Annotated in this window: 20 protein-coding genes and 1 tRNA gene; 11 read left to right on the forward strand and 10 right to left on the reverse strand. The window is 70.5% G+C overall.

What is annotated here, in order from left to right; translation table 11 throughout:
- Nucleotides 1-2: 2 nt before the first annotated feature.
- The 4 genes from IE107_RS24650 to IE107_RS24665 form a co-directional block, all read right to left on the reverse strand.
- Nucleotides 3-1,037 (reverse strand): acyl-CoA dehydrogenase family protein, encoded by a 1,035-nt coding sequence (locus IE107_RS24650; RefSeq protein WP_189546362.1) that lies wholly within the window; start codon nt 1,035-1,037, stop codon nt 3-5.
- Nucleotide 1,038: 1 nt separating this feature from the next.
- Nucleotides 1,039-1,989 carry a bifunctional MaoC family dehydratase N-terminal/OB-fold nucleic acid binding domain-containing protein gene (locus IE107_RS24655; protein ID WP_229867217.1) on the reverse strand — a complete coding sequence of 317 codons (951 nt, stop codon included), beginning with the start codon at nt 1,987-1,989 and terminating at the stop codon, nt 1,039-1,041.
- A 149-nt stretch (nt 1,990-2,138) separates the two neighbouring features.
- The gene (locus IE107_RS24660) at nt 2,139-3,350 is read right to left on the reverse strand and encodes an acyl-CoA dehydrogenase family protein (RefSeq protein ID WP_189546365.1); all 1,212 of its coding nucleotides are present in this window, start codon (nt 3,348-3,350) and stop codon (nt 2,139-2,141) included.
- Nucleotides 3,351-3,664: 314 nt separating this feature from the next.
- Nucleotides 3,665-3,976, reverse strand: a complete 312-nt coding sequence (locus IE107_RS24665) for a hypothetical protein (RefSeq protein ID WP_189546368.1) — start codon at nt 3,974-3,976, stop codon at nt 3,665-3,667.
- Nucleotides 3,977-4,323: 347 nt separating this feature from the next.
- On the opposite strand from IE107_RS24665, the gene IE107_RS24670 reads away from it, so the two are divergent.
- Complete coding sequence (locus IE107_RS24670; protein WP_189546370.1) at nt 4,324-5,226, forward strand: bifunctional DNA primase/polymerase; 903 nt, start codon at nt 4,324-4,326, stop codon at nt 5,224-5,226.
- Here IE107_RS24670 and IE107_RS24675 read toward each other — a convergent pair.
- From IE107_RS24675 to IE107_RS24690, 4 genes are all read right to left on the reverse strand, one after another.
- Nucleotides 5,223-6,812 (reverse strand): ABC transporter substrate-binding protein, encoded by a 1,590-nt coding sequence (locus tag IE107_RS24675; RefSeq protein ID WP_189546372.1) that lies wholly within the window; start codon nt 6,810-6,812, stop codon nt 5,223-5,225. The two genes, IE107_RS24670 and IE107_RS24675, sit on opposite strands and share 4 nt — an antisense overlap.
- Before the next feature lie 535 nt (nt 6,813-7,347).
- A complete protein-coding gene (locus tag IE107_RS24680) occupies nt 7,348-7,605 on the reverse strand; it encodes a hypothetical protein (protein WP_189546374.1) in 258 nt (85 codons plus the stop codon).
- Nucleotides 7,606-7,840: 235 nt separating this feature from the next.
- Nucleotides 7,841-7,925, reverse strand: a tRNA-Ser gene (locus IE107_RS24685).
- Nucleotides 7,926-8,102: 177 nt separating this feature from the next.
- A complete protein-coding gene (locus tag IE107_RS24690) occupies nt 8,103-9,560 on the reverse strand; it encodes a S1C family serine protease (protein ID WP_189546377.1) in 1,458 nt (485 codons plus the stop codon).
- A 316-nt stretch (nt 9,561-9,876) separates the two neighbouring features.
- On the opposite strand from IE107_RS24690, the gene IE107_RS24695 reads away from it, so the two are divergent.
- The 3 genes from IE107_RS24695 to IE107_RS24705 all read left to right on the forward strand — a co-directional run bounded on the left by IE107_RS24695 (nt 9,877) and on the right by IE107_RS24705 (nt 12,555).
- Nucleotides 9,877-10,710, forward strand: a complete 834-nt coding sequence (locus IE107_RS24695; protein ID WP_189546378.1) for a glycerophosphodiester phosphodiesterase — start codon at nt 9,877-9,879, stop codon at nt 10,708-10,710.
- 53 nt (nt 10,711-10,763) lie between these two features.
- Complete coding sequence (locus tag IE107_RS24700) at nt 10,764-11,393, forward strand: ATP-binding protein (RefSeq protein WP_189546380.1); 630 nt, start codon at nt 10,764-10,766, stop codon at nt 11,391-11,393.
- Nucleotides 11,394-11,589: 196 nt separating this feature from the next.
- A complete protein-coding gene (locus IE107_RS24705) occupies nt 11,590-12,555 on the forward strand; it encodes a DUF5926 family protein (protein WP_189546381.1) in 966 nt (321 codons plus the stop codon).
- Between the two features lie 756 nt (nt 12,556-13,311).
- On the opposite strand, the gene IE107_RS24710 is transcribed toward IE107_RS24705, so the two are convergent.
- Nucleotides 13,312-14,034 carry a bifunctional DNA primase/polymerase gene (locus IE107_RS24710; protein WP_189546383.1) on the reverse strand — a complete coding sequence of 241 codons (723 nt, stop codon included), beginning with the start codon at nt 14,032-14,034 and terminating at the stop codon, nt 13,312-13,314.
- 631 nt (nt 14,035-14,665) lie between these two features.
- Here IE107_RS24710 and IE107_RS24715 point away from each other — a divergent pair.
- Both IE107_RS24715 and IE107_RS24720 read left to right on the forward strand, forming a co-directional pair.
- Nucleotides 14,666-16,036: a PP2C family protein-serine/threonine phosphatase gene (locus IE107_RS24715; RefSeq protein ID WP_229867218.1), complete on the forward strand. Its 1,371-nt coding sequence runs from the start codon at nt 14,666-14,668 to the stop codon at nt 16,034-16,036.
- 117 nt (nt 16,037-16,153) lie between these two features.
- Nucleotides 16,154-17,617 carry an aminopeptidase P family protein gene (locus tag IE107_RS24720; RefSeq protein ID WP_189546387.1) on the forward strand — a complete coding sequence of 488 codons (1,464 nt, stop codon included), beginning with the start codon at nt 16,154-16,156 and terminating at the stop codon, nt 17,615-17,617.
- Between the two features lie 44 nt (nt 17,618-17,661).
- On the opposite strand, the gene IE107_RS24725 is transcribed toward IE107_RS24720, so the two are convergent.
- On the reverse strand, nt 17,662-18,207 hold the full coding sequence (locus IE107_RS24725; protein ID WP_189546389.1) for an ATP-binding protein: 546 nt from the start codon (nt 18,205-18,207) through the stop codon (nt 17,662-17,664).
- A gap of 212 nt (nt 18,208-18,419) precedes the next feature.
- Between IE107_RS24725 and IE107_RS24730 the strand changes: the two genes are divergently transcribed.
- From IE107_RS24730 to IE107_RS24750, 5 genes are all read left to right on the forward strand, one after another.
- A complete protein-coding gene (locus tag IE107_RS24730; RefSeq protein ID WP_189546391.1) occupies nt 18,420-19,223 on the forward strand; it encodes a hypothetical protein in 804 nt (267 codons plus the stop codon).
- A gap of 150 nt (nt 19,224-19,373) precedes the next feature.
- Nucleotides 19,374-20,108 carry a YcnI family copper-binding membrane protein gene (locus IE107_RS24735; protein WP_189546393.1) on the forward strand — a complete coding sequence of 245 codons (735 nt, stop codon included), beginning with the start codon at nt 19,374-19,376 and terminating at the stop codon, nt 20,106-20,108.
- Between the two features lie 45 nt (nt 20,109-20,153).
- Nucleotides 20,154-20,807 carry an SCO family protein gene (locus tag IE107_RS24740; RefSeq protein WP_189546394.1) on the forward strand — a complete coding sequence of 218 codons (654 nt, stop codon included), beginning with the start codon at nt 20,154-20,156 and terminating at the stop codon, nt 20,805-20,807.
- Nucleotides 20,804-21,253 (forward strand): copper chaperone PCu(A)C, encoded by a 450-nt coding sequence (locus tag IE107_RS24745; RefSeq protein ID WP_189546395.1) that lies wholly within the window; start codon nt 20,804-20,806, stop codon nt 21,251-21,253. Before IE107_RS24740 ends, IE107_RS24745 begins: the two co-directional genes overlap by 4 nt.
- Before the next feature lie 14 nt (nt 21,254-21,267).
- Nucleotides 21,268-23,265, forward strand: coding sequence for a copper resistance CopC/CopD family protein (locus IE107_RS24750; RefSeq protein ID WP_189546396.1), 1,998 nt, complete (start codon nt 21,268-21,270; stop codon nt 23,263-23,265).
- Nucleotides 23,266-23,287: the final 22 nt, after the last annotated feature.

The following is a 23,287-nucleotide window of genomic DNA, read 5'->3' on the forward strand; positions in this document are numbered from 1 at the left end:
CTTCACTCCGCACCCTCCTTCACCAGCGACTCACCGAGTTCCTGGAGCACTTCGCCGCCGCAGCCCAGATAGGCGTCGAGCTGCCGCCCCCAGAGGAAGTGGCGGTGCACAGGGTGGTCGAGGTCCGCGCCGGTGCCGCCGTGCAGATGCTGCCCGGTGTGCACCACCCGCTTTCCCGCCTCCGACGCCCACCAGGCCGCGGTGAGCGCCTGGGGCCCGCAGGGCAGCCCCGCGTCATGGCGCCAGGCCGCCTCGTACGCGGTGACCCGGATCGCCTCGGTGTCCATATGGGCGTCGGCTGCGCGCAGCAGGACGCCCTGCTTGGTGGAGAGCGGGCGCCCGAACTGCTCGCGGGTGTTCGCGTGGGTGACGGCGCGGGCCAGCGAGCCGGCGCACACCCCGGCCTGAAGCCCGGCGAACGCCGTCCGGCCCGCGGCCAGCACCGCCTCGTACGCCCCGGCGCCGCCGAGCCGCTCCCCGGTCGCCCCGTCCAGGACCAGCCGCGCGGCCGACCACGGCGCCGTGGTCTCCACCGGCTCGGTCAGCACACCGGGGCCGGCGGTCCGCACGATCCACAGCCGCCGCTCCCGGTCCGGGACGAGGACGAGGTCCGCGTCCCGGAGCCACGGCACGTACGGCACACCGCCGCTCAGCCGCCCGGAGTCGTCGGCCCGTATCCCGCCGCGGGCCGGGAAGGCACCGGTGGCGACAGCGGTGCCTTCCCTCAGCGGCGGCAGCAGTCGTCGGCGCTGTTCGGCCGTGCCGTGCCCGGCGACCGCCAGCAGCCCGTAGACACAGCTCGCCGCGAGAGGCACCTGCGCCGTCGTGCGCCCCTGTTCCTCCAGCAGGAGTACCAGGCCGAGCAACCCGGTCTCCTCGACGGCCGCGGCCAGCCCGGCCGCGCAGAGTTCCTTCCACAGCTCGGCGTCCGTCCCCGTGCCGGCCACGGCCAGCCGCTCGGGCGTCGACAGATCGCCGAAGATCCGCGCGGCGAGCCCCTGCGCCGCGGTCTGCTCCTCGGTGGGTGCGAAATCCATCTCAGCCCTCGCCTCCCCGGAAGACCGGAAGCTCCAACTCGTCGTCCGTACGCAGGAATTCCAGCCGCACCGGCATCCCGATCCGCACCTTGTCGTACGGCACGCCGACCACATTGCTGACCATCCGCACCCCTTCCGCCAGCTCGATCAGCGCCACTGCGTACGGACCGCCCGCGCCGTCGGCGCCGAAGGCGGGGAAGGGCGGGTGGTGCATCACCACCTGGCTGAAGACGGCGCCCTCGCCGCTCGCCTCGACCGTGTCCCACTCCTGGCAGCCGCACGCGTTGCAGCCGGGCAGCCAGGGAAAGCGCAGCGCGGCGCAGTCGCCGCAGCGCTGGATCAGCAGCCGGTGCTCGGCGACGCCCTGCCAGAACCCGGCGTTGTCCCGGTTGATCACCGGCCTCGGGCGCAGGCTCCGGCCGCCGCGCTCCGCCGCCCGCTTCGGCGCCGCCGGGGCGTACTTGAGGATCCGGAAGCGGTGCGTCCCGGCGGGTTCCCCGTCCGCCCGGACGTCCATGCGGGTGGTGACGAAATAGCCTGTCCCCAGCTTGGTGGTCTTGCGCTCCGAGACCGATTCGATGACCGCGTCGAACGTGATCAGGTCCCCGGGTCGCAGCGGCCGCAGGTACTCCTGCTCGCAGTCGGTGGCGACCACCGAGGTGCAGCCCGCGCCGTCGAGCAGGCCGAAGAGTTCCTCGTACGCCGCGGAGCGGTCGGTGTGCCCCGACAGACCGCCCATCGTCCATGCCTGGAGCATCGTCGGCGGAGCGACCGCGTCCGGCCCCGCGTACGCCGGGTTCGTGTCCCCCATCGCCTCGCACCAGTGCCTGATCATCGGCTCGTTGACCGGGTCCTTGCCGGTGCCCGCGGTCGCGGCGGCCCGCCCCTCGAACGCCTTGAGCCGCTCGTACAACTCGTCCGGCTCCTCGGACGCCTGCCGCCCCTCGGGCATCTGCTGTTCCTCAGACGCTTCCCGCCCCCCGGGCATCTGCTGTTCCTCAGGCACTTCCCGCCCCCCGGGCATCTGCCGCTTCTCCGGCGCTTTCCGCCCCCCGGGCATCTGCCGCTTCTCCGGCGCTTTCCGCCCCTCCCGCACCACCGTCACCGCCTGCCCCTCTTCATGCCGAGCCGCATCGTCGCGACGATCTCCCGCTGCACCTCGCTCACCCCGCCCCCGAAGGTGTTGATCTGTGCCGCCCGGTTCGTCCGCTCCAGCTCCCCGTCCCCGAAGCAGCCGGGCGAACCGCCCCGGACCAGGCCCGCCTCCCCGGTGATCTCCTGGCACATCCGGTACACCTCGACGGCGCTCTCGGTCCCCGCGAACTTCACGCCGCTCGCCTCGCCCGGCGCCGGCGAACCCGCCCCGACGTCCCCCACCAGACGCCAGTTGAGCAGACGCGTCGCCGCCAGCCGGGCATACGCCTCGGCCAGCCGGGCGCGCACCCACGGCTCGTCGGCCGGGCACCTGCCCGTCACGGGATCGGGGGTGCGGGCGTGGGCGAGGGCCGCCTCGTAGAAGTCCTCGGCCTGCATCCCGATCGCGGCCAGCGCCACCCGTTCGTGGTTCAGCTGGTTGGTGATCAGCCCCCAGCCACCGTTCTCCGGGCCCACCAGATGACCGGCGGGCACCCGGATCCCGTCGTAGTACGTGGCTGTCGTGGTGAGCCCGCCCACGGTCTCGATCGGCGTCCAGGAGAAGCCGGGGGCGTCGGTCGGCACGAGGATGATCGAGATGCCCCGGTGCTTGGGCGCGTCCGGGTCCGTACGGCAGGCGAGCCAGATCCAGTCCGCGTTCTGGGCGTTGCTGGTGAAGATCTTCTGCCCGTCGATCACCCAGTGCCCGCCGCCCTCGGCACCGTCCGAGCCGCAGGCGTCCGCGCGGTCCCGCACAGCCCTGGTGCGCATCGAGGCGAGATCCGTACCGGCCTCGGGCTCGCTGTAACCGATGGCGAAGACGAGCTCGCCGCTGAGGATCCTGGGCAGGAAGTACGCCTTCTGCTCGTCGGTCCCGTACTTCATCAGCGTCGGGCCGACGGTGTTGAGGGTGACCATCGAGACGGGCGCCCCCGCCCGGTACGCCTCGTCGAAGAAGATGAACTGCTCGTCGGCACCCCGCCCCTGGCCGCCGTACTCGACGGGCCAGCCGAGCCCGAGCATCCCGTCGGCGCCGATCCTGCGCAGCACGCGTCGCTGCCCGGCCGGATCTCCGTCCCCCGGGGCCGTACCGGCCTCCCTCCCGGGCACCACCTCGCGGAAGTACGTACGGAGTTCGGCACGCAGCTGTCGCTGACGTTCCGTCTGGGCGAGGTGCACGGCGGCTGCCTCCCGGACACGGGGCTTACGGATCAGGATTTCTGACTGTCCGTCAGATATAGGGCGGCTGTCAAGGTCGGCGACACCCCGCCCGCCGATTCCCCGCCCGCCGTTTGCCCGTGCACCTTTTCCCCGCGCACCTTTTCCCCGCGCACCGTTTGCCCGCGCACCGTTTGCCCGCGCACCGTTCGTCCGCACACCGTTCGTCCGCACACGCGAAACGGCCCGCGCGAGGTGGCGAAGCACCCTCGCGCGGGCCGTTGCTCCCGCCGGCCCTGGCCCGACCCCCCGACCGGCCCACGACCGGTCAGGACTCACCAGAGGTTGGTGAAATACACCGCGACGTTCTCGCTGTGCTGGTCGACCACGGTGAAGGCCGAGCCGTTCACCTGCGCGGAGTTGCTCCGGTTCGACGCTCCGGGGCCGACGGCCTGCTGCTGGGACGTGGCCGAGTTGCCGGTGTTGTTGCCGCCGACACCGCTGCCGACGACCGTCGCAACGGCCGCGTTCGATCCGTCGTTCGCGAACGAGCCGCTGTCGGCCCGGGCCACACCACCGAAGAGCGCGGCGGCGAGGGGCAGGGCGGCAACAGCGGCGAGGGCACGAGCGGTACGGATGCTTGCCATGTCAATTCCTCCAGGAATGGGAAGTGCGGCTTGTTCCGAGGCAGCTGGCCGACCGCCCCGGCATCGGTCACGACGTCGCGAGACCAGAGCTGCCCAGCAGGTCCCCGGCGAACCACCCGTGCGATCCGATTCCCCCGCAGGCGTGAGGAAGCGCCGACAAACCTTCACGCCCCCGAACGCCCCAGCTCACACCCCGTACGAGCCCCACCCGGAACCACCCGCCCGCCCGAGCCCGCCCGCCCGGCCGTGCCCGAGCCCCTGCCCCCAAGGGAAGAACCGTTCCGGCGCCCGGTCGACCGGCGCCACGCTCCCTTCCCTTTTTCGAACACCTGAACGAAAATAGAACCATGGCCATCACCGACCGGCGCACCGCCACCCTGGCCCTCGCCCACGCGCTCTCCGCCGCCGAGCGCGGGCTCCCCGTCATCCCGCTGACCGCCCGCAAACTCCCTGCGCTGCCCTCCCCCCACCGGAACGACGACCGCCGGTCCACCTGCCGGGGCGCGTGCGGCCTTCCCGGGCACGGTGTCCACGACGCCACCACCGACCCGGCCGCCGTGCAGGCCCTCTTCGCCGCCGCCCCCTGGGCGACCGGCTACGGCATCGCCTGCGGGCGGCCCCCGCACCACCTCATCGGCATCGACCTGGACGTCGACACCACCGGCAACAGTGACTCCGCCGCGTCGCTGCGGCAGCTGGCCCTGCACCACCTGTTCGCGATCCCGCCGACCGTCGTGGTCCTCACCCCCAGCGGCGGGCGGCACATCTGGCTGACCGGCCCGCCCGGCGTTCCCGTACCGAACTCCGCGAGCCGGCTCGCCCCCGGCATCGACATCCGGGGCATCGGCGGCTATCTGGTGGGGCCCGGTTCGGTCACCCTGCACGGCCGCTACCGGATCGCCCCGGGCACCGCCGACCTGCCTCCGGCGCCCTGCCCCCGCGCACTCCTGCGCCTGCTCATGCCTCCCGCGCGCCGCCCGGCCCGTACGGACCGGTCCGACCGGGGCCGCGGTCTGATCCGCTTTGTCCTCACGGCACACGAGGGCGAGCGCAACGCCCGGCTCTTCTGGGCAGCCTGCCGCGCCTACGAACACGGAAACGGCGACGCCCTGGCCGACGCCCTCACCCATGCCGCCGTACGCACCGGGCTCACCGCACACGAGGCCCGCGCCACGATCGCGTCGGCGGCCCGTCTCACCACGGCCGCGCCGGACGAGCCCTGGGGCCAGCCCGGCGGATCGAGGCCCTAATCGGCGGTGCTGAGCTCCCAGAACCGGAAGACGGTCGACGTGTCCAGACAGTTCTGCAGACCCCGGACGTTCTCCTTGGCGACCGCGTACTGCTTGCCCTGCCAGAGCGGCAGGAGCGGCAGCTGACGCGCCACGATGTCCTGCAGCTTGATGAACGGCGTCCGGGTGTTCGAGCGGTCGGTCATGGACGAGGTCTGCGGGATGATCTGCTTGGTGATGTCGCTGTTCTCGTAATTGTTCGACAGGACGTTGCCCTTGCCGAAGAACGGCTGGGTGAAGTTGTCGGGGTCGGGATAGTCCGGCACCCATCCCTTCACATAGACGCCGTACTTGCCCTCGGCGATGCCCTTCTCGTACTCGTTGAAGGGGACGGACCTCATGCTGGCGTCGAAGAGCCCGCTCTCGTTCAACTGATCGGCGATGGTCTGGAGTTCGTCGTCGGTGGCGGGGCCGTACCGGCTCGGCGTGGACCACAGGGTGATGCGCACCTTGTCGGTGATTCCGGCCTCCTTCAGGACGTCCTTCGCCTTCTTCGGCTGCGGGCTGTCTCCGTAGGTGTTGAAGAAGGAGTTGCCGTGCCCGGTGATGCCGACCGGAACGATCGAGTAGAGCGGGGTCGCCGTGGACTGGTAGACCTCGCTGACCAGGGCGTACCGGTCGACGAGATAGGCGATGGCCTTGCGCACGGCGAGCTTGCCGACCACCGGGTCGGAGACGTTGAAGACCATGTGCTGGACTTCCGCGCTGCTGCCCTGGACGACATCGAGGCCGTCCTTCTCGGCGGTGGGCGAGGTGTCCAGGGCGGCTATCGTCTTGGCGGTGAGACCGCGGTACGCGATATCGACGTCGCCCTCTTCCAGGGCGGTTCTGAGCGCCTTCTGGTCACCCTGGAAGAGCTTCAGCGTCACACCGGAGTTCTTCACCTCGGCGGTGCCGCGATAGCCGGAATAGACCGAGAAGTCGGCCTTCGACTTGTCTATGGAGTCCAGTTTGTAAGGGCCCGAGCCAACCGTCTTGCCGCCCTTGAGCAGCTTGTCCTTGGGATACACCCGTCTGTCCACGATGGAGCCGGCACCCGATGCGATCTTGCTGGGAAACGTCGCGTCGGGCACCTTGAGCCGGAATACGACGGTCTTGTCGTCCGGAGTGCTGATCGACGAGATGGTGGAGAGCAGCGGCGCGGGTCCCGACGGGTCGTTGATCTTGATCGCCCGGTCGAAGGAGTACTTGACGTCCGCCGAGGTGAGGCTGTGGCCGTTGCTGAACTTCAGCCCGTCGCGCAGGGTGCAGGTGTAGGTCTTGCTGCCGTCCGAGAAACCGCACTCTTCGGCGGCCTCCGGCACCGGTATGGAGCCCCCGGGCGGGAAACTCAGCAGCGACTGGAAGACGTTGTTGAACAGCAGCCAGGTGCCAGGGTCGTACCCCGCGGCCGGATCCGTTGCCAGGATCCCGTCGGACATGCCGACGACCATCCTGTCCTTGCTCTCGAACGGCCAGATCTGATCTTCGGAGCCGCAGCCCGCCAACAGCACCGCCGCCAGTCCCCCGGAGATCAAGCTGGCCGACCGCCTCGTACGAACCTTCACAGAACGTGCCTCATACTCTCGGCCGGGAACATGGGGCCCGGACAACCGGATCAGGTCAGGAACAACTGCGAACGTCGCGGCCGTCCAGCACTGTCAGCCCGGCCGTGCGCGGTGGTGCGGTCCGACAGCCTGCCCAGACATGGTGTTCACCAGGGTTCTTCGTAGTGACTGACTACCAAAGGGCAGTTGATGAACGATGGAGCGCAATTCGTGATCGGTCTCGTGGTGCTTTGACAATCTAGTAGAGGGGGCGCTACGTGGTGCCACATCCGGTGACAAAAATCGTCACCGGCAGCCGGTGCCATCAGCGTAAATGGCTGGTATCGAACCGTCCCGGCGGACCCGCCCCACCGATCTCCGCTCCTACCCCCCTGGTCAGCGAACTTCCCCCGGATAAACGCGACGTGGGCCACACCTCAACGGGCCCGCACCCTCCCCCAGTCCGTCCGGAATGGTGCGTACCGCAACGGCACCCATACACAGGCAACACACCGCAGAACGGCCCCGATCGGTCTTCTTCGTCCGCCGGGTCGGCTCAGTCGCCGAAGAAGCCCCGGAAGTAGATCTCCTGTGGCTCCCCCTCGTCGTCATGGAGCACGGCGCACCGCCCGTACCAGCGCCAGTGGTCGAACTCCTCGAACCTCGCCACGTGCCCCCGGGTGAGCTTCCGCGTGCCCAGGACACGCAGCGCCTCCTCCTCGGTCACCTGTTTGACCGTGCCGCAGTCCGGCTCCTCGTCGGGCCCGATGATCCGGAAGATGCCGAGGATCGAATGCGTCCCGTCGTGCTGCACGAGCTCGTGCTCCCACAGTTCTTCCTCGGTCTCGGGCCACGGCAGCCGTTCCTCCTCTGGCCACCAGTCGCCGCCCGGGGAGCGACTCCGCGAGCAGCTTGGCCACCCGCACGAGGCGCGGTGGCCAAGCTGCCAGAAGCGCCACACGGGCGGATCAGAGCGAGACAGGGCACATGACGAAGGGGTGCCCCTGGTCGGGGCACCCCTTCTGATCAGCGTGTCCGCTGAACTGCTGCGGTGGGTGTGGGATTTGAACCCACGGTGACTCGCGCCACGACGGTTTTCAAGACCGTTCCCTTAGGCCGCTCGGGCAACCCACCCCTGCCCCGCCCGCCTGTGGCGGAGCGCCTACAGCGTACCGGCTGATCGATTCCGTCGGGCAATCCCGGTCGGCCGCCCGCCCCGGGGGAACCCGGGTCCGTGGCCATTCGCGGGGGAGTACGCGGCTCAACGGGGTCCGCCAGCCGGTGGATCAGTGGCCGACGGGCCTCGTCCGGTCAGCTGTCGCCGCTGCGCTCCCCCAAGGTGACCTGGGCCGTTGCCGTACGGCCGTCGCGCGTGTAGGTCAGCGTCACCCGGTCGCCGGGCTTGTGGGTCCAGATCTCGCCGATCAGGGTCGGGCCGCTGTCGATCACGGTGTCGTTGAACTTCGTGATGACATCGCCGGCCCTGAGGCCGGCCCGGTCCGCGGGGCCGTCCTTCGTCACCGCTTCCGTGCCGCCCGCTCCCCGGTCCGAGATGACCGCGCCGCCGGACCTCTCGTCCATGGTGACCGTGGCGCCGATCACCGGGTAGACCGGCTTGCCGGTCTTGATCAGCTGCTGGGCGACGTTCGTCGCCTGGTTGATCGGGATCGCGAAGCCGAGGCCGATGGAGCCCGCCTGCGTCTGGCCGACGCTGCTGCCGGTCGACTGGATGGCGGAGTTGATGCCGATGACCGCGCCGCGCGCATCGAGCAACGGGCCGCCGGAGTTGCCCGGGTTGATCGAGGCGTCGGTCTGCAGGGCGCTCATGTACGAGTTGCCGCCGCCGGCACCGTCACCGGAGGCGACCGGGCGGTTCTTCGCGCTGATGATGCCCGTGGTGACCGTGTTGGACAGGCCGAACGGGGCACCGATCGCGATCGTGGAATCGCCGACCGCGACCTGGTCCGAATCGCCGAGCGCCAGCGGGGTGAGCCCCGACGGCGGGTTCTTCAGCTTCAGTACGGCGACGTCGTAGCCCTGCGCCCGGCCGACGACCTCGGCACCGTACTTCTTGCCGTTGGAGAACGTCACCGTGAGCTGACCGCTGTCCGCCGCGGAGGCCACCACGTGGTTGTTCGTGAGGATGTGGCCCTGCTTGTCGTACACGAAGCCGGTGCCCGTACCGCCCTCGCCGTCACCGCCCTGGGCGTCGATGGTGACCACGCTGGGCAGCGCCTTGGCCGCCACTCCCGCGACCGTGCCGGGATCGCGCTTGAGGTCCTGCGGGTTGCCGGAGGCCGAGACCGTGGTCGAGCCGGAGGGGTTGTGGTCGGCCGCCCAGTAGCCGAAGGCGCCACCGATGCCGCCGGCGACCAGCGCCGCGGCGGCCACCGCCGCCACCAGACCGCCGATGCCCCGCTTGCGCGGACCTTCGGGACCGTACGGCTGGGGCTGGGGCGGGGCACCCCAGACCGGACCGCCACCGCCGCTCGCACCGTGGGACGCGTACGCGGGCACCGCGGGAGGCGGCGGCCAGTTGGCCTCGGCGGCCGACTGGGGTCCGTGGGGCGTGTGGGAGGGCGTCGCCGGGACGGAAGCCATGGGTGTGGTGGCGGCCTGGGTGGTCGGTTCCTCCGCCGGGGCGGGGGTGGACGCGGGCGTGCTCCCGGGGGACCCCTGAGGAGCATCGGCCGGCACGGGAGGTACGGACGGAACGGACGGGACGACCTCGGCCGCAGTGCCCTCGTTGCCCTCGTTCTCTGTGCTCACAGCTTTTTACTCCTCGGTTCCACATCAATTTTCGGCAAGAGATCCGCTGTGTACGTGTCCGGCAACAGCTTTTCCCAAGGCACGTCAGGCCACTGTAAGCAGGACCTGTGCATCCGCACACCAATCTTTACATCGGGCAAAACGATCCCCGGCACAAGACGCACCGCAGCCCGCGGCGCGGGCGCGGCGCGGGCGCGGGCGCGGCGCGGGCGCGGCGCGGGCGCGGCGCGGGCGCGGCGCGGGCGCGGCGCGGGGGTACACAGATCCGCCGCGCACCGTGCGCACAGCGGTCGCCCAGCGGTGACACGATGAGGCCGTGACCCACGCACGGCAGCAATCCAAGCATCGTCCCATCCAGGTCGTCGCGCACCGGGGCGCGTCCGACGACGCCCCCGAGCACACCCTGGCCGCGTACCGGAAGGCGATCGAGGACGGCGCCGACGCCCTGGAGTGCGATGTACGGCTCACCGCCGACGGCCACCTCGTGTGCGTACACGACCGACGGGTGAACCGCACCTCCAACGGCCGCGGCGCCGTCTCCACCCTGGAGCTCTCCGCGCTCGCCGCCCTCGACTTCGGCTCCTGGAAGGACCGCGAGGAGTCGGAGTCCCCGGACTGGGATCCGGTGCCGGGCGAGCTCACCTCCGTACTCACCTTGGAACGGCTGCTGGAACTCGTCGTCGAGACCCGGGCCGCCGGGCGTCCGCTCCAGCTGGCCATCGAGACCAAGCACCCCACCCGCTGGGCGGGCCAGGTGGAGGAGCGGCTGCTGCATCTGCTGAAGCAGTTCGAGCTCGACGCCCCGCCGGCCGACGGCCCGTCACCGGTACGCATCATGAGCTTCTCGGCTCGCTCCCTGCACCGCGTCCAGGCAGCAGCCCCCACTCTGCCCACCGTGTATCTGATGCAGTTCGTCTCGCCGCGGCTGCGCGACGGACGGCTGCCGGCCGGGGCGCGCGTCGCGGGGCCGGGGATGCGGATCGTTCGCAACCACCCCGGATACATCGAACGGCTGCACCGCGCGGGGCACCGTGCGCATGTCTGGACGGTGAACGAACCGGCCGACGTCCAACTCTGCGTCGACCTGGGCGTCGAGGCAATCATCACGAACCGCCCGAAACAGGTCCTGTCACAACTAGGACGCTCTTAACATCAGTTACACGGAGTGCACCGGCGCATTCGAACCGTACTCGATCGTTACGAGTGCGTCACCGGCAATCCACTGGCCGGTTTCCGGTCCAGCCCAGGAGGGCATCCACACCGTGGCGTGGGGCAAAGGAGGTCTCGGGGGTGGCGTTGGTGGTGGCACAGGAAGTGCCCACGTCGTCGAGCATGGCCGTTCCCCATGGCCCTGCGGGCGTGGGCCAGGCGCGGCACCGGATGCGCGAGCAGTTGCGCAGCCACGGGGTCTCGGATTCGGTCGTCGACGATGCTGTACTGATTCTTTCCGAACTGCTCAGCAACGCCTGCCGGCACGGCAGGCCGCTGGGCCGGCACACAGAGATGGGTGACGGCGACGTCCGCGCTGCATGGCGGGTCGACAGGACGGGCGGGCTGACCGTCGAAGTGACGGACGGTGGCGGGCCCACCCGCCCGGTTCCGGCCACACCGTCGGTGACGGCGCGTGGTGGCCGCGGGCTCAACATCATCAGCGCGCTCGCCGACGAGTGGGGCGTACGCGACAGCTCGTCCGGTGAAGTGACCGTCTGGGTCCTCGTCAACGAGGGGCACGGTCAGGTGTCCGGGATACCGGGCGGGCCCGGCACACCGGCCGGGGCGGGCGTGTCGCTCGACGGGCTCGGCTTCGCGGACGCCTTCGACGACGTGGTCTGACGCCCTGCGGCACGGGCACCGGCCGCCGCGGCGGTGACGACATCGCCATCGGGCGGCGCATCGGGGCGCGTTCGCGCGAAGCGGCGCGTTCCGCACTCCGTACGGCCGGACGTGCGGGCATATGTGTCCCGCACGCGACAGGGACCGCTAGGCTCGCGGCCCAGACCGCAATGTCGCAATCGGGAGAAAGCCCACCATGGCCAAGAAGCGCCCTCAGACCAAGGCCGGGAAGCAGCAACTCAAGGACGGCGAGATCCCGGTGGTCGGGGCTCGTGAGCCCTGCCCGTGCGGTTCGGGCCGTCGATACAAGGCATGCCACGGCCGTGCCGCCGCCCAGGCCGTGGCCGAACTCGTCCACCGCCCCTTCGAGGGTCTGGCCGGCGAGTGCGACTGGGTCGCGCTGCGCGAGCTGGTGCCCGCCGCCACGGTCGAGCTGACCCTGAAGGACGGGCTGCCCGAGGGAGTGCCCTCGGTGACGCTCGCGACCGTCCTGCCGATGGCCTGGCCGGCGCTGCGCCGCGACGACGGTTCGGTGCTGCTCGCCCTGCAGAACGACACTCCGTCCGGTGATCTCAGCCGTGACCTCGCGGACACGCTGCGGCGGGCGCTGGCGGCCGAGCCCGGTTCGCCGGTGGCGGCGCAGCGCGTGCCGGCCGACGCTCCGCGGCTGCAGGACGTGCTCGATCCCGACGCGGCGTTCGAGCCCGTGGTCCACTCCGGCTTCGAGTTCTGGGTTCCGGACGCGGAGAACGCCACCCCCGAGGTGTCCGCCTCCCTGGAGCGCGCGAACGAGGCGGCGATCCCGACGACGCGGCTCGCCGGTGTGGACGCCGCCTACTGGTGCGAGACGCCGGAGAAGAACCACCTTCGCTGGGTCATGCCGCACGCCGAGGAGCAACTGCTCGACGCGCTCGCCCGGCTGCACGCCGCCGGCACCTCCTCGCTGGGCGAAGGGACCCGACTGGTCGGCTCCTTCCGGGCGCACGGGCTGATGGTCCCGGTCTGGGACCTGCCGAGCGCGATGGGTGCCGAGGAATGCGAAAAGCCCGCTGCCGAGTTCGCGGAGCGGCTGACCGAGGCGCTCGCCTCGGAAGCACCGCTCACCGCGGAGGAGCGGCGGGCCCGTGGCGGTCTCACCAACCGCCAGGTGACACTCAGCTGACAGGGAAAGCCCCCGAACTCACCGTGCCCATCAGGTGACTCGCGTCACAACTCGCCGTACTGACAGGTAAATCCCTGTCCGAATACGCGAGATCGAATTTGCGAACGGCAGATCTCTTGTTACCGTTCTAGAAGCCCGGTCGCTGGTGCATCCCCCGTCGCCAGCGATCGGGCATCCTCATTTCCGGATACGGCGCACAGTGCGCAACGCGGCGCACGAGCCCGCGCACGATCCCCTCCCCGGTAAGCCCCGCCTCATCGAGCGCTGCGGCCCCGTAACCGCCCCGCTGCCATCGGCACCTTCACGCGGATGCCGACCGCCGCAGAAGCCCGGACGCCCGACGCACCGACGAGCCGGACAGCGGCCCGGACCGGCCCGTACGGATGCCGAATGATGGACGATCTCCACGAAACGCCTCACCCCGAACGCACTCGAATAGATATTCGATAAATCCGTCCGAGGTGTTCCGGAAAGGCCATCAGAAAGCCTTCTGCCGCCGGACTTTGCAGCGGCAGACTTTGCATTGCGCCGCATGGGCTGATCGCATCCGGGGCCGCATACGGATCACATCCGGAGCCGTATCCGCTACCCGGATAACGAACGCCGGATATCGATCACCGGGATAATCACTCGGCCCCATGTGTCGGCTTCGCATGAGTTTCTGACGGTCCGCCGGACATTCCGACGGAATAGGGTTCCGACCCGGCTCGCCCCATTACCCCGGTGGCGGGCACATGCGCGCCCGCCACACCCCCGTCAGTACGCGAGTCGGCTGCCGCCGTCCGGGGCTCCGCTGCTCGCCTCGACCAGGGCATCCAGCACCTCACCCACGTCCGGCAGCCACGGCGCGGCGGATGCCGCCACCGGGCCCCCTCCGTGCGGACGCGGCCGGGGCTCCGGGGAAGGAGCCCGCTCCCAGCGCACCTGCCCCGCCCCGACCTCGGACGGCGGGAGGACGAGATAGCCGCCCTCGCCGTGGAAACGCAGCGAACTGGGCACCCAGTCCTGGGCGTACAGCAGCTCACCGAGCCGTTCGAGGTCGTACGGAGCGACCAGCAGGGACCATCGGGTGGGCGTCGCCACCACGGGCCCGAGCCGCACACCCATCCGGTCCAGCTCGGTCAGCGCGCGGGCGGCGGCCACGGCCGGCAGGCTCAGTGCGCACGGGGCGCGCCCGCCGGTGGCCAGGATGATCGGAGCGGTGGGCCGGTTGGCCCACCACCAGCGCACCATGCGCTCGTCGGTGGTCGCCGCGAGGAGACCGGGATCGAAGGGGTGTGCACCGGGCACGGCGCACTCGGGATCGGGACAGGCGCAGCCACGGCCGCGGCCCCCGCGACCTGCGGTCGCCTCCGATGCCACTCCGGGGAGCACGGGCCACTGCCATGCGATGGCACAGGTCAGGGCCGCGTCGAGCTGGGCGGGCCTTCCCCTGCGCCGGAACCGGAGCCTGCGTCGCCTTCCGAGGATCTCGCGCATGAGCGCTCGTTCCTTTCCGTTGAACGCCGAGGGTCCACATCACACCACGCGCGAATTGCTTTACGCGTACATCACTTCACTGTGCGTACATGCTCTTCAAATCTGCGGTACAGGTGGGTCGTCGGTACCGAGCGCGGGCCCAGCCGAGTCGAGCAGGTGCGAGACGGTCCGGACGAGCAGGTCCGGACAAGCATGGCGAGGAGCGGCGCAGAGATCGCACCTGTCGTCCCGAGGTACAAACCCCGCCACTCGGGGGTGGGGGTGTGGCCGTCACAAGAGAGGACGCCCGGGCCGTCTGCCGGGTTCCGGGGCGATCAGAACCGCCCTGGCCTTCATCGATTACGTACCCAGCATGCCCGCAGCGACGCTCCCTCTAGGACTTCACCTCGAGAACACCCCCTGTTCGAGCACGCCCAGTCGACCGCAAATGCCCGTCTCGGGGTGCAATTTTTGGCCAACTTGACGGTCTCTTGGACACCACATTTACCGTGGGGACAATGCTGGACATCGCCTCACTTGTGCGTGTACATGTGGTGCACGTGTACATGCGGAAGCACTGATAGCGACGCAGAATGACATGGGGGTTTGCGATGCTATTCGACGAAAAGCACTGGTCGGGAAGCCGACGGCCATGAGCGCCCCACACCTGCCAAAAGTGGCTGGAATCGATCCCGCAGTTCCGGTTTCGGCGCACACTGCCGGGTCTCTGTCCGAAGTGCCGTCCGCTCCAGGAGCCTTCATCCAGGACCGGCTCGCCGGCTGGGTCTCCGATCTCACCACCCTGCACGAGCTCACCGAGCGGCTGGCCGGAACCCGCACCCTCGACGACGCGCTGCATGAGTTCCTGGACGCCGGAGCCGCCCTGGTCGGCGCCCGCCGCGGCCTGGTCGTCCTCGAACCGTCCGACCGCCGCGGCCCCGTGAGCACCGTCGGCCTCGGGCTCTCCCACGCCGAACTCGGGCTGATCGAGACGGTGCCGCGCACCGCCACCACCTACGGCCGGATCCTGGAGGGGCTCCCGGAAACCGAAGGAGCACTGAGCACCCCCGACCTGCTCGGCGACACCGCCCTGGACCCCCGTCGCCGCGAAGTCGCCGCCCGGCTCGGATACGCCGCCAGCTACGCCGTACCGGTCACCGCCGAGGCGACCGGCAGGCTCGGCGCCGCCGTCTGGCTGTACGACGAACCCGCCGAACCGCTGAAGCGCCAGCGCCATCTCGCCGGCCTCTACGCCGGGTACGCGGGTGAGCACCTGGCCAGGCTGCTGGAGCTGGAGCGGGCCAGGGCCGATATCGCCACCATCACGGAGGAGCTGCTGCCCAGCCGGCTGCCCAGGGTCGCCGGTGTGCAGCTGGCCGCACGCCACCGCCGCACGCCCCGGGGCGGCGGCGACTGGTACGACGCGCTGGCGCTGCCGGAGGGTGCGCTCGGCCTCGCCGTGGGCTCGGTGAACGGCTCCGGGCCGAGCGCCCTGGCCGCCATGGGACGACTGCGGGCCGGGCTGCGGGCGTACGCGGTCATGGAGGGCGAGGATCCGGTCGCCGTGCTCTCGGACCTGGAACTGCTGCTGCGACTCACCGAACCGGCCCGTACGGCGACCGCGCTCTTCGCCTACTGCGAACCGGCCGAGCGCAAGATCCTGCTGGCCGGTGCCGGCCACACCCCGCCGCTCCTGATCGGCGACCGCCGCACCGAGTTCGTCGAGACCTCGGTCTCCGCGCCGCTGGGCATGCTCGCCTGCTGGGAGGCGCCCAGCGTGGAGATCACCCCGGCGCCCGGCGAGACCGTACTGCTCTGCACCGACGGGCTGCTGCGCCGCACCGGCGACTCGACGGACCGGGCGTTCGCACGGCTCCACTCCGCGGCTGCCTCCGTACCGAAGGCGATGCGCCAGGACGCCGGGGCCATCGCCGACCATGTGCTGCGCACCGTGCTGCCGGACGGGCTGGACCGCGGCGACGGCGCGCAGGACGTGGTCGTCCTGGCCGCGCGATTCGACTGAGCTCCACGGGATACCGATCCCCCGGGCCCCGCCGTGTAACAGGTCTTCCGGCCCTGTGCCCCCTTCCGTACGCCCGTACGATGGACGGGGTCCAGTGTCGTATCAAGGAGACAAATCGTGGCTGAGGAGCTCACCCCGGAGAACCCGGAGACCGAGGAAGAAGAGACGGTCAAGCAGCGGAAGAACGGCCTGTACCCGGGCGTCTCCGATGAACTCGCCGCGAACATGAAGTCCGGTTGGGCCGATACCGAACTGCACGGCCTCGAACCCATCGCCCAGGCCGCACACACGGCCGCCCGCCGCGCCGCGCTCTCCGCGCGCTTCCCCGGTGAGCGACTGGTCATCCCCGCGGGCAACCTGAAGACCCGCTCCAATGACACCGAGTACGCCTTCCGCGCCTCCACCGAGTACGCGTACCTCACCGGCGACCAGACCCAGGACGGCGTCCTCGTCCTGGAGCCGACCGAGGACGGCCACGAGGCGACCATCCACCTGCTGCCGCGCTCCAACCGCGAGAACGGCGAGTTCTGGCTCGACGGCCAGGGCGAGCTGTGGGTCGGCCGCCGCCACTCCCTCACCGAGGCCGAGCAGCTGCTGGGCATCCCGGCGAAGGACGTGCGCGAGCTCCCCGCCGCGCTGACCGAGGCCACCGGCCCGGTCCGCAACGTCCGCGGCCACGACGCCGGCATCGAGGCCGCGCTGACCGACAAGGTCACCGCGGAGCGGGACGAGGAGCTGCGCGTCTTCCTCTCCGAGGCCCGCCTGGTCAAGGACGCCTTCGAGATCGCCGAACTGGAGAAGGCCTGCGACGCCACCGCGCGCGGCTTCGAGGACGTCGTGAAGATCCTCGACAAGGCCGAGGCGACGAGCGAGCGCTACATCGAGGGCACCTTCTTCCTGCGTGCCCGCATCGAGGGCAACGACATCGGCTACGGCTCGATCTGCGCGGCCGGCCCGCACGCCACCACCCTGCACTGGGTGCGCAACGACGGCCCGGTGCGCTCCGGCGAGCTCCTGCTCCTCGACGCCGGTGTGGAGACCAACGACCTCTACACCGCCGACGTGACCCGCACCCTTCCGATCAACGGCACGTTCACGCCGCTCCAGCGGAAGATCTACGACGCCGTGTACGAGGCCCAGGAGGCGGGCATCGCCGCCGTCAAGCCCGGCGCCGACTACCGCGACTTCCACGACGCCGCGCAGCGGGTACTCGCCGAGAAGCTCGTCGAGTGGGGCCTGCTGGGCGACCTGTCCGTGGACAAGGTCCTGGAGCTGGGACTCCAGCGCCGCTGGACGCTGCACGGCACCGGTCACATGCTCGGCATGGACGTCCACGACTGCGCCGCCGCGCGCACCGAGACGTACGTCGACGGAACGCTGGAGCCCGGAGTCTGCCTCACGGTCGAGCCCGGCCTGTACTTCCAGGCCGACGACCTGACCGTGCCCGAGGAGTACCGGGGCATCGGCGTCCGGATCGAGGACGACATCCTCGTCACCGAGGACGGCAACCGGAACCTCTCCGACAAGCTGCCGCGTCGGGCCGACGAGGTCGAGGAGTGGATGGCCCGGCTCAAGGGCTGATCCCGGCCGGTCCGCGAAGGCCGCCGGACCGAAGGGCGCTCTGCTCAGGACACCATGAGCAGGGCGTCCTTCCGCCATTTCAGGACCTTGTCGAAGCTGACGACGGCACCGCTGCCGGGGCGGTTGCCGAAGTGCACATGGTCGGCGAGCTGCTCGATCAGACACAGGCCCCGCCCGTCCTCGGCGGTGAGCGACGGATACTGCTGCGGTTCGTGCTGCTGCGCCGCGGTACGAAGGGTGCACCGGGCGGGGAAACCGGGCCCCGAGTCGGCGACCTCGATACGGCACTTCTCACCGTCCAGGTAGGCGGTGACCCGGTACCGCGCGGAGGCCGCCCCCGGCAGCTCGTCCCATACGTCCCACCGGCCCCGCGGAACGCCTTGGCCTCCCAGGTCCTCCTTGTCCTCCCCGGCCCTGCGGCCGCCGCCGTGCTCGACGGCGTTCGCACAGGCCTCGCTGAGCGCGACCGACAGGTCGAAGGAGATGTCCGGGTCCACACCCGCGGTCTCCATGGTGCCCAGCAGGAAGCGGCGGGCGAGCGGAACGCTCGCCGCCTCGCGCCGCAGATGCAGGGACCACCAGATGCTCATGCTCCAGCCTCCTGGCCGCGGCTCGACATACCGATACCTATTGCCGCCCGGCACCACGAGTAAGCACAGACCGGATGTGAGACCGCTCATTCGGCGGATACCAGCTCTCCGTACACCCGTGTATGCCCGGCCTGGCGGCCGCATCGGACAGAAGGCGACCTTCCGGACCTGCCGTACGGAGCCCGAAGGCCCGGTGCGATGATGGCCCCGCCATGTCTATGCCTGTCGCACGCGCCGGAGCCGGTCTGCGGCTCCTGAGGGCCGCGGTGTTCACCGCGGTCTGCGTCGCGCTGTCCGCGGCAGGTCACTCCCTGGCTTCCTGCGCGACCGTCCCCTGGTGGACCCTGCTCGTGGGTTTCCTGGGAATGTTCGCGACGGTGGCGCTCTTCGCCGGACGCGAGCGTTCGCTGCCGTCCATCGCCGCCGCACTGGCCGGCGGACAGATCGCCCTGCACGCCCTGTTCGGCATGGGCACGCACGGCACCCCGGTGAACACGGCTGCGGGCGACGACTCGCTGATCCGGTTCGCGGCGAGCCTCGTGTGCGGGGCCGGGCCGGCGCAGCTGAACGCCGCCGAGGCACGGCGCATCGTCACCACCGCGGGCATCGATCCTGCGTCGGTGGCGGCCGGCGGCCACCCCCACGTGGCCACCGTGTCCGGCACGGACCCGGCCGCCCTCAGCGCCCTGCTGCCCGACCTGCCCATGCTGCTCGGCCACCTGCTGGCCGCGGCGGCCACCGGCTGGCTGCTGCGTCGCGGCGAGATCGCCCTGTTCCGGCTGGTCCGGCTGTCCGCGCACGGCGCCCAGCAGATCGCGGCCGGCGCCCGGCTGCGCGCGCTGCGCGCGGCGCTCGCTCTCGTCGCGGCCCTGCGGGCCGGGCTTCCTGGCGGCCTCACGACCGGGCCGCACACCGTCCGTACGGCGGTCGACGCCCCGTCCCTCGCCGCCGGGGACCCCTTGCAGCACCAGGTGATCAGGCGCGGTCCGCCACCCGCGTACGCGCTCGCGGCCTGACGCGACACCCTCCGCCCGCGGCGCACGGACCACTCCGTGCCGCACCCGGTCGGCGTATGCACGCCGTTCAGGGGGAGAGGTGTCGTGATGTCGGCGCGCACCCGCGCGCCGGACCACCTTTCCTACGTGCTTCGTGGAGTGATACCTGTCATGAACGTTTCCCGCATCGCCCTCGCCGGCGGCGTCGCCGCGTCCACCGTCCTGATCCTCGCCGGTACGGCCTCCGCACACGTCAGCGTGCAGCCGCAGGGCGAGGCCGCCAAGGGCGGTTACGCCACCGTCAACTTCAAGGTCCCCAACGAGCGCGACGACGCGTCGACGACCAAGGTCGAGGTCAACTTCCCGACCGAGCACCCACTGGCCTCCGTCATGCCACAGGCCGTACCCGGCTGGGACATCGAGGTCACCAAGAGCAAGCTGGCCAAGCCGATGGAGATGCACGGCAAGAAGATCAACGAGGCCGTCTCCAAGGTCACCTGGACCGCCAAGGGCGACAAGGACGAGCGCGGCATCCGCCCCGGTGACTTCCAGCAGTTCCCGCTCTCCATCGGCCAGCTCCCCGAGGACGCCGACCAACTGGTGTTCAAGGCCATCCAGACGTACGACAACAAGGAAGTCGTCCGCTGGATCGAGGAGCAGAAGACCGGCGCCGACGAGCCCGAGAGCCCGGCGCCCGTCCTCGCACTGACCGCGCCGGCCACCGGCGAACACGGCGCGCCCGCCGACGCCAAGGGGGCCGGCGCCGAGGCGGCGGACAAGCAGACCGCGGCCGCCGAGGCGTCCTCCAGCGACACCACGGCGCGCGTCCTCGGCGTCATCGGCATCGTCATCGGCGTGGCCGGGGTCGCCTTCGGCGTCCTCGCCGGCCGCCGCCGCGCCGCCTGATCCACAGCTCCACCCGTCCCACCGACCACCAGGAACCAGTGCTCCATGCCTAAGAAAACGGTGCTGGCCGCGGCGTTCGTCGCCGCGGCCGCACTCACCCTGTCCGCCTGCGGCAGCAGCGACGACAACGCGAAGAAGCCCGTCGCCGACGTATCGGTGCAGCCGAAGACCAAGGCCGCCACCGTCCTGGACCAGCCGTTCACCAAGCCGGACCTCGTCCTCACCGACACCCACGGCAAGAAGTACGACCTCCGGGAGCAGACCAAGGGCAAGCCGACCCTGATCTACTTCGGCTACACCAACTGCCCCGACGTCTGCCCGCTCATCATGAGCAACATCGCCATCGCCAAGAAGTCGCTGCCCAAGGCCGACCAGGACAAGCTCCAGGTCGTCTTCGTGACCACCGACCCCGAACGGGACACCCCGTCCTCGCTCGGCAGCTGGCTCAAGTCCCAGGACGCCTCCTTCATCGGCCTCACCGGCGACTTCCCGGCCATCCAGGCGGGCGCACGCCAGATCGGCATCGGCATCGACGCGCCGAAGAAGGAGAAGGACGGCACGGTCGTCTCGATGCACGGGTCCCAGGTCATCGCGTTCTCCCCGAAGACCGACAAGGGCTACCTCGTCTACAGCGAGGACACCTCGCCCGACGACTACACCAAGGACCTCCCCGAGATCGTCAAGGGGGAGACCCCGTGAACCGTCGCACCTCCCTCGTCGGCGTCATCGCCCTCACCACAGGCCTGACACTGACAGGTTGCTCGTCCTCGGACAGCGAGCCGGAGCTGAAGGTGAGCGGCGCGTTCATGCCGCAGCCCGTCAGCGACATGGCGGCCGGATTCCTCGTCGTGAAGAACAGCGGCGGGACGTCCGACCGGCTCACCTCCGTCACCAGCCCGCTCTCCGACGACGTCACGATCCACGAGACGAAGGACCAGACGATGCGCATGGTGACGTCCTTCGACGTGCCCGCAGGAGGCGAGCTGGATCTACGGCGCGGCGGAAAGCACATCATGTTCATGAAACTCAAGCAGCGGCCCAAGCAGGGCGAGAAGGTGTCCGTGGAGCTGCACTTCGAGAAGGCCGACCCGATAAAGGTCGACCTTCCCGTGAAGGAGACCACCTACAACCCGAAGAAGCAGTGAGGGACTGACTCGTCATGACAGCCACCGCCCCGCACTTCGGACCGCCCCCGTCAACTCCCGCGACACGCCGTCCACTCGCCGCGGCCGCACTCCTCGCCGCCCTCGTCGGCATGGTGTTCGGCCTGCTGCTGGGAGGCGCGGGCCCCGCGTCCGCGCATGCCGCACTGACCGGGAGCGATCCGCAGGACGGGGCGGTGGTCGCCACCGCCCCCAAGGAAGTCACGCTCACCTTCTCCGAGCAGGTCGCCCTCGGCGACGACTCCATCCGCATCCTGGACCCCACCGGCAAACGCGCCGACACCGGCGGCGCGCCACGTGATCTACAGAGCGGCTCCACGGTGAAGTACGGCATGTCGCTGCACTCCGGACTGCCCGACGGGACGTACACCGTCGCCTGGCAGGCCGTGTCGGCGGACAGCCACCCCATCTCCGGCGCCTTCACCTTCTCCGTCGGAACGCCCTCGAAGACCGCCGTGGCGCTCCCGACGGACCAGGCCGGCGGCGGCCTCGTCGGCGCGCTCTACGACATCGCGCGCTACGCCGCGTACGCCGGTTTCATCCTGCTGGTCGGCGGCTCCGCCTTCGTACTGGCCTGCTGGCAGCGCGGGGCGGGAGCCCGCCCCCTCCAGCTCCTGGTCGCACGCGGCTGGATGACCCTCACCGTCGCCACCCTGGCCATGCTGCTCCTGCGCAACCCGTACACCGGATCGGGAGAGCTCGCGGACGCCTTCGACCTCAACGGGCTGAAGGCCGTGCTCGACACCAAGCCCGGCGCCGCACTCGTCTCCCGGCTGCTGCTGCTCGGCGCCTCGGCGCTCTTCATCGCCGTGCTCTTCGGGGCCTACGCCAAGCGCGAGGACGCACGCGAGAAGAGGGACCTCACCTTCGGACTGGCCATCGGGGGCACGGTGATCGCGGCCGGGATCGCCGGCACATGGGCGCTCGCCGAGCACGCCTCGGCCGGGATCCAGCCCGGCATCGCCATGCCGGTCGACGTGCTCCATCTGCTGGCCGTCGCCGCCTGGCTCGGTGGTCTCACGGCTCTGCTGGTCGCGCTCCACCGGACCCCCGACATCGATGCGACCGCCGTACGCCGCTTCTCCGGCGTCGCGTTCGGCAGCGTGCTCGTGCTCGCCGCGACCGGGATCTACCAGTCCTGGCGCCAGGTCGGCACCTGGTCCGCGCTCACCGGCACCGCATACGGGCAGCTGCTGCTCGTGAAGGTGGGGCTGGTCGCCGTCCTGATCGGGATCGCCTGGTTCTCGCGGCGCTGGACGGCTCGCCTGGTCACGGGCGGGGGCGGCACGGCGACGGAGTCCGCGACAACAGGGTCCGAGTCCGGTGACAGGGACAGCGCCGGGGGCGGAAAGCGGTCATCGGCAGAGGCCGCCGAAAAGGCCGGGGCCCCGGTCGTATCGGCGCCCACGGCCGAGGATCCCGCGCGGGCGGCCCAACTCGCCCGGCAGCAGGCCGCCGTGGCCACCGCCCAGAAGAAGCGGATCCGCGACGCCGACCCCGACCGGTCGGGGCTGCGCCGGTCGGTGCTGGCCGAAGTGGGGGTCGCCGTGGCACTGCTGGCGGTGACGACCGTACTGACCTCGACCGAGCCGGCGCGTACCGAGGAAGAAGCGGCCCGCGCGTCCACGGCGGCGACCGCCCCGGCGAACGAAGGTCCGGTCAGCCTGAAGCTGCCCTTCGACACGGGCGGCGAGAACGGCAAGGGAACGGTGCGGATGGAGATCACCCCCGCCCGTACCGGCGCCAATGAGCTCCACCTCTGGATCGACGGCAGCGACGGAAAGGCCATGGACATCCCCGAGGTGAAGGTCGCCTTCACCCTGGAGTCCAAGGACATCGGCCCGCTCCCCGTCGTCCCTGCCCGGCTGGCCGAGGGCCACTGGACCGCCGACGGCGTCCAGATCCCGATGGCGGGCAACTGGAAGGTCGCGGTGACCGTACGTACGTCGGACATCGATCAGACGACCATCGACAAGAACGTGAAGATCGGTTGAGCAGGATCGTGAGCGCAGAAAA

This window comes from Streptomyces gelaticus, from assembly GCF_014649535.1.
GTDB lineage: Bacteria > Actinomycetota > Actinomycetes > Streptomycetales > Streptomycetaceae > Streptomyces > Streptomyces gelaticus.

What these genes read in the sequence shown, in the direction of transcription:
- IE107_RS24650 (WP_189546362.1), bottom strand. Translation starts at nt 1,037, where the DNA reads ATGGATTTCGCACCCACCGAGGAGCAGACCGCGGCGCAGGGGCTCGCC.
- IE107_RS24655 (WP_229867217.1), bottom strand. Translation starts at nt 1,989, where the DNA reads ATGCCCGAGGGGCGGCAGGCGTCCGAGGAGCCGGACGAGTTGTACGAG.
- IE107_RS24665 (WP_189546368.1), bottom strand. Translation starts at nt 3,976, where the DNA reads ATGGCAAGCATCCGTACCGCTCGTGCCCTCGCCGCTGTTGCCGCCCTG.
- IE107_RS24670 (WP_189546370.1), top strand. Translation starts at nt 4,324, where the DNA reads ATGGCCATCACCGACCGGCGCACCGCCACCCTGGCCCTCGCCCACGCG.
- IE107_RS24705 (WP_189546381.1), top strand. Translation starts at nt 11,590, where the DNA reads ATGGCCAAGAAGCGCCCTCAGACCAAGGCCGGGAAGCAGCAACTCAAG.
- IE107_RS24710 (WP_189546383.1), bottom strand. Translation starts at nt 14,034, where the DNA reads ATGCGCGAGATCCTCGGAAGGCGACGCAGGCTCCGGTTCCGGCGCAGG.
- IE107_RS24715 (WP_229867218.1), top strand. Translation starts at nt 14,666, where the DNA reads ATGAGCGCCCCACACCTGCCAAAAGTGGCTGGAATCGATCCCGCAGTT.
- IE107_RS24725 (WP_189546389.1), bottom strand. Translation starts at nt 18,207, where the DNA reads ATGAGCATCTGGTGGTCCCTGCATCTGCGGCGCGAGGCGGCGAGCGTT.
- IE107_RS24730 (WP_189546391.1), top strand. Translation starts at nt 18,420, where the DNA reads ATGTCTATGCCTGTCGCACGCGCCGGAGCCGGTCTGCGGCTCCTGAGG.
- IE107_RS24735 (WP_189546393.1), top strand. Translation starts at nt 19,374, where the DNA reads ATGAACGTTTCCCGCATCGCCCTCGCCGGCGGCGTCGCCGCGTCCACC.
- IE107_RS24740 (WP_189546394.1), top strand. Translation starts at nt 20,154, where the DNA reads ATGCCTAAGAAAACGGTGCTGGCCGCGGCGTTCGTCGCCGCGGCCGCA.
- IE107_RS24750 (WP_189546396.1), top strand. Translation starts at nt 21,268, where the DNA reads ATGACAGCCACCGCCCCGCACTTCGGACCGCCCCCGTCAACTCCCGCG.